Origin of the sequence: Micromonospora sp. DT4, assembly GCF_049841675.1 — a bacterium.
In the GTDB taxonomy this organism is placed as follows: domain Bacteria; phylum Actinomycetota; class Actinomycetes; order Mycobacteriales; family Micromonosporaceae; genus Micromonospora.
On the sequence record NZ_JBNCKT010000213.1, the window covers coordinates 1 to 4150 of the forward strand.

At 73.5% G+C, this 4150-nt stretch carries 3 protein-coding genes; all 3 read left to right on the forward strand.

Annotation, left to right across the window (positions count from 1 at the left end):
* Positions 1-258: 258 nt before the first annotated feature.
* The 3 genes from ACLQ24_RS28730 to ACLQ24_RS28740 all read left to right on the forward strand — a co-directional run bounded on the left by ACLQ24_RS28730 (position 259) and on the right by ACLQ24_RS28740 (position 3990).
* Positions 259-846: a hypothetical protein gene (locus tag ACLQ24_RS28730; protein WP_425894868.1), complete on the forward strand. Its 588-nt coding sequence runs from the start codon at positions 259-261 to the stop codon at positions 844-846.
* A gap of 135 nt (positions 847-981) precedes the next feature.
* Positions 982-2556, forward strand: coding sequence for a Na+/H+ antiporter (locus ACLQ24_RS28735; RefSeq protein WP_425894869.1), 1575 nt, complete (start codon positions 982-984; stop codon positions 2554-2556).
* Between the two features lie 135 nt (positions 2557-2691).
* On the forward strand, positions 2692-3990 hold the full coding sequence (locus ACLQ24_RS28740) for a hypothetical protein (RefSeq protein WP_425894871.1): 1299 nt from the start codon (positions 2692-2694) through the stop codon (positions 3988-3990).
* The last annotated feature ends 160 nt before the right edge of the window (positions 3991-4150 follow it).

Here is a 4150-nt window from a genome sequence, read left to right on the forward strand (position 1 = left end):
GATACCGCGTCACCCTGGAGAACGCGTCGTGAAGCGAACCAACCGCCTCTGACGCGAAGGGAATCTTCGCGTCAGAGTCGTTTGGGGGTGCTCGGCCGGGCTGCGTGCGGCAGTCGGGCCGACGGTAGGTCACTCGTTGCGGTGAATGTCAGATATCCAACTTGTCCGCGCCAGGCAGCGCCCGGACCACCACGGCCGGTGCCTCCTCCGCCATGAAGTGACCGCAGGTGACCGTCCGGTGCTGAAGACGTCGAGGAAATGGCCGAAGAACGCGTCCGGGCTCCCGTCGATCAGCTTTTCGGGCAGGCCGGGTGGCTGCGCCATCAGGTACAGGTGGGGCTGCTGCCGCTCGCCCTGCTCAACCTGCGCCGGGCCGACGCCGTCGGCGACTCCGTGACGCCCCGGCGGGTGACTGGCTGGTCCCCCGCCGACGGGCGGCCCGTCGGCGGTCTCGGCGACGAGGACTGGGCGGGCCTGGACTGGGGTCCGCACGAGCCGTCGGTACGACCGCTGCTGCTCGCCCACTCCGGTGACGGCAGCGCCGCCACGGCGGCACTGCGGGCCCTTCCGGACGGGCCGCACGACCTGCTGCGGGAGGTGCGACTGTGCCTCGTCGCCCGGGCGGCGCTCGCCGTGGGCGAACTTCCCACCAGCGGGCGCGCCGCCGCCGCGCTCCGGCCGGCCGCCGCCGAACTGGCCGCCGGCAGCGGGGTGCTCACCGCCGGCCCGGTCGCCGGGCACCTCGCCGACCTCGCCGCCGCGCTGGGTCATGACGAGGAGGCCGCCGGGCACCGCCGGACCGCCCGCCTGCTCACCGCGCGCGTCCGCGCTGCCGACGCGACCTGAGCGCTGCCGACGCGACCTGAGCGCTGCCGAGCTCGGCCGGCCGGCGACTTGCCCGTTCCTGTGGAACCGGCCACCGGTGTGCGGTCAGATGGAACCACCGGCCTCCGCCGTCGGCCGGGATCGAGGGGGTACGCCGTGCAGGGGCTCGTCCTGATCGTGGTGCTGGGCGTCACCGTCCTGATCGGCACCACCCTCGGCGGCCGCTACCGGGTCGCGCCGCCGGTGCTGCTCATCGGGTTCGGGGTGCTGCTCGGGCTCGCGCCGCCGCTGTCCGACGTGAGCCTGGAACCGGACCTGGTGCTGCTGATCTTCCTGCCGGCGATCCTCTACCGGGAGAGTCTCACCATCAGCCTGCGGGAGATCCGGGCCAACCTGCCGGTGATCGGGCTGCTCGCCGTGGTTCTCGTGGTGCTCACCATGATCACGGTCTCGATGACCGCCCAGGCGTTCGGCGTGAACCCCGCCGCTGCCTGGGTGCTCGGTGCGGTCCTCGCGCCGACCGACGCCGCCGCGGTCACCGGCCTGGCCAAGCGGCTGCCCCGCAAGCTCCTCACCACCCTGCACGCGGAGAGCCTGATCAACGACGGCACCGCCCTGGTGGTCTTCGCGGTGACCGTGGGCCTGCTCACCCAGAGCGCGGAGCCGGGGGCGCTGGGCATCGGCGAGGAGTTCGTCGGCGCCAGCCTCGGCGGCCTGGTCGCCGGTCTGCTGGTGGGCGTCATCGTGGTGTTGATCCGCAGGCGGCTCGACGATCCGCTGCGCGAGGGCGCGCTGAGCGTCCTGACGCCGTTCGGCGCCTTCCTGCTCGCCAGCGCGGTGCACGCCAGCGGTGTGCTGGCGGTCGTGGTCGCCGGTCTGGTCCTCGCGTACGCCGGTCCACGGGTGATCCGTGCCCGGTCCCGGGTGCTGGCGTACGCGTTCTGGGACCTGTCCACCTTCCTGATCAACGGTGGGCTGTTCGTGCTGCTCGGCACACAGATCCCCCGGGCGGTGCGCGGCATCGTCAGCACCTCGCCGCCGCGAGCCGTGCTGATCGTGCTCGCGGTCACGCTCGTCGTGGTGGCCACCCGGCTCGGCTTCGTCTACCTCACGGGGCAGTCGGCGAGGCTACGGCGTCGTCGGATGATGGAGCAGGTGGGCGGCACGTCGAGTTGGCGGGTCGGCACGGTCGTGGGCTGGTCCGGTTTCCGGGGTGCCGTCTCACTCGCCGCCGCGCTGGCCGTCCCGATGACGACGGTCGCCGGGCGGCCGGTGGTCGAGCGAGACCTGATCATCTTCGTCACCGCGCTGGTGATCGTCCTGATCATGCTGGTGCAGGGCACCACCCTGCCGCTGGTGGTGCGCTGGGCGGGACTGTCCGGCGACCCCGAGCGCGTCGACGAGGCCCGACACGCCCGCCGACGCGCCACCCAGGCCGGCCTGGAGGCCCTGCCCCGGGTCGCCGCCGAGGTCGGCGCCGAGGAGGAGGCCGTCCATCGGCTGCGGGCCGAATACCAGCGGCACCTGGAAGACCTCAACGAGACCAGCGGCCGGACCGCCGAGGAACGCCGGCTGGAACGGCGGCTGCGTCTCGGCGTCCTCGCCCACAAGCGACGGGAGTTGACCCGGCTGCGCGACAACCGGGAGATCGACGACCTGGTGCTCCAGGAGCTTCAGTCGGCGCTGGACAACGAGGAGATCCGGCTGCTGGGGCGCGGACCCAACGAGTGAGCGGCGGCCGGTCCCGGCCTGACGCATTCGTGACACCGCCGTACGCGTGAACGGGGCGTTCGGCCAGGTCGTCGACGGGTACGGTGGAGGAGGTCTTGGCATTCGTCGATGTGCTCGGCCGGTGAGGGGGTGCCCATGGCCACCGGGGCGAGCGCGGTCGACCCGAGGGCGGTCACCGAACGGCAGTTCCTCGACGAACTGGCCTCGGTCACCCGCGAGCGTGTCGCCACCGAGTTCCTCTACCTGATGGCGCAGGACGGTGGCGTCATCGGCGTCCAGTGGGAGCAGCCCGGTCTGGACCACCTCCGTCGCTACCGCGTACGCGACACCTGCCCGCACTGCGTCGTCCTCGCGGCCGTGGTGACGCTGGCACCCGTGCTGCCGCTGGACGTGCTGCGTGCCGGGCGGGCCCGACCGCAGTACGAGACGGTCCTGCGTACCGGCCGGCTGCCCCACCTGGCGTTCGCCCGTCCGGCGGGTCCTCCCGGCGCGAGCTGGTTGGGCGACTGCCACGCGGTCGACGGCGACCCGCACTCCGACGCCGACTGCCCGAGGCACGCCGTGCCCCCGCCCACCGGCGACCCGCTGGCGCTGCGCCCCGGGTCGCTGCCCCGGGCCGTTCGGGAGCTGTATCCGCACGACGGCGCGGCGACCGCCGACCTGGCGCAGCGGCTACGGATCGCCCAGGACTGGCGCGCCGACGCGCAGGCCGTGGCGAGCGGCATTCGCGAGGCGGCGGCGACCTGGGCGTTCCTGCGCAACTCCTGCGTGCTGGGCGTGCCGGTGCCCGGCGCCAACGGTCTCGTGCTCACACTGCCACCGGGCCGCGTCCCAAACGACCGGCCGCTCAGCGAACTGCACGACGCGACGGTCCGCGCCCTGCCCTCCGGCGGGGGCCCGGTGCCCTACCAGGAGCGGGCCTGCCTGCTGCCCGAGCCGGCGTCGGCGACGCAGCGCATGCCGACGTACGCCGGCGCGGTGGACCTGACCGCGGCCGCGCCGGTGCGGACGCTGCGGCTGCCGGTGCCCCGCCGACCGTTGAGCACCACCGGCCGGGGCGTGCTGCTGCTCTACGAGGCCCGGCACGCCATGGGTCGGCACGTGGCGAGCGCGCCGGTGCGCGACAGCGCCTACTGGGACTCCGAGGCGGCGTTGAACGTCTTCGAGTTCACCCTGTTGGAACGGGTCGCCGGGCGGCACTACCAGGAGGCGGTGGCCGCCTACCTCCAGGCGTTGCGGCGGGAGGGCGACCTCCTTGCCCGCCCGCACAAGGTGCTCGACCGGCGTCGACGCAAGGCGCTGTCGCACGCGTTCGGCGGACTGGACGACGAGGAGCTGCACCTGTGGGCGTCGGTCGCCTACCGCAACGCCATCCTGGAGCTGCTCGGTGACCTGAAGGCGTTCGCCGCGCACCTGCGCCGCCAGGCCGGCTGAGCGTCGGGTCGGTGCCGCCTGCCGTGCTGCCGTGCTGCCGCGTCGGGTCGGTGCCGCCTGCCGTGCTGCCGGCCGGGCGCCGGTCTCAGAGACTGTCGGGTAACTGGGTGGGGGCGGAACGTCACGCCGAGACACGTCGATGGAAGGTCCTCGACAAATA

Bases quoted from the DNA above. Each gene is read 5' to 3' on its own strand.
- ACLQ24_RS28730 (WP_425894868.1), top strand. From the start codon at position 259: ATGGCCGAAGAACGCGTCCGGGCTCCCGTCGATCAGCTTTTCGGGCAG.
- ACLQ24_RS28740 (WP_425894871.1), top strand. From the start codon at position 2,692: ATGGCCACCGGGGCGAGCGCGGTCGACCCGAGGGCGGTCACCGAACGG.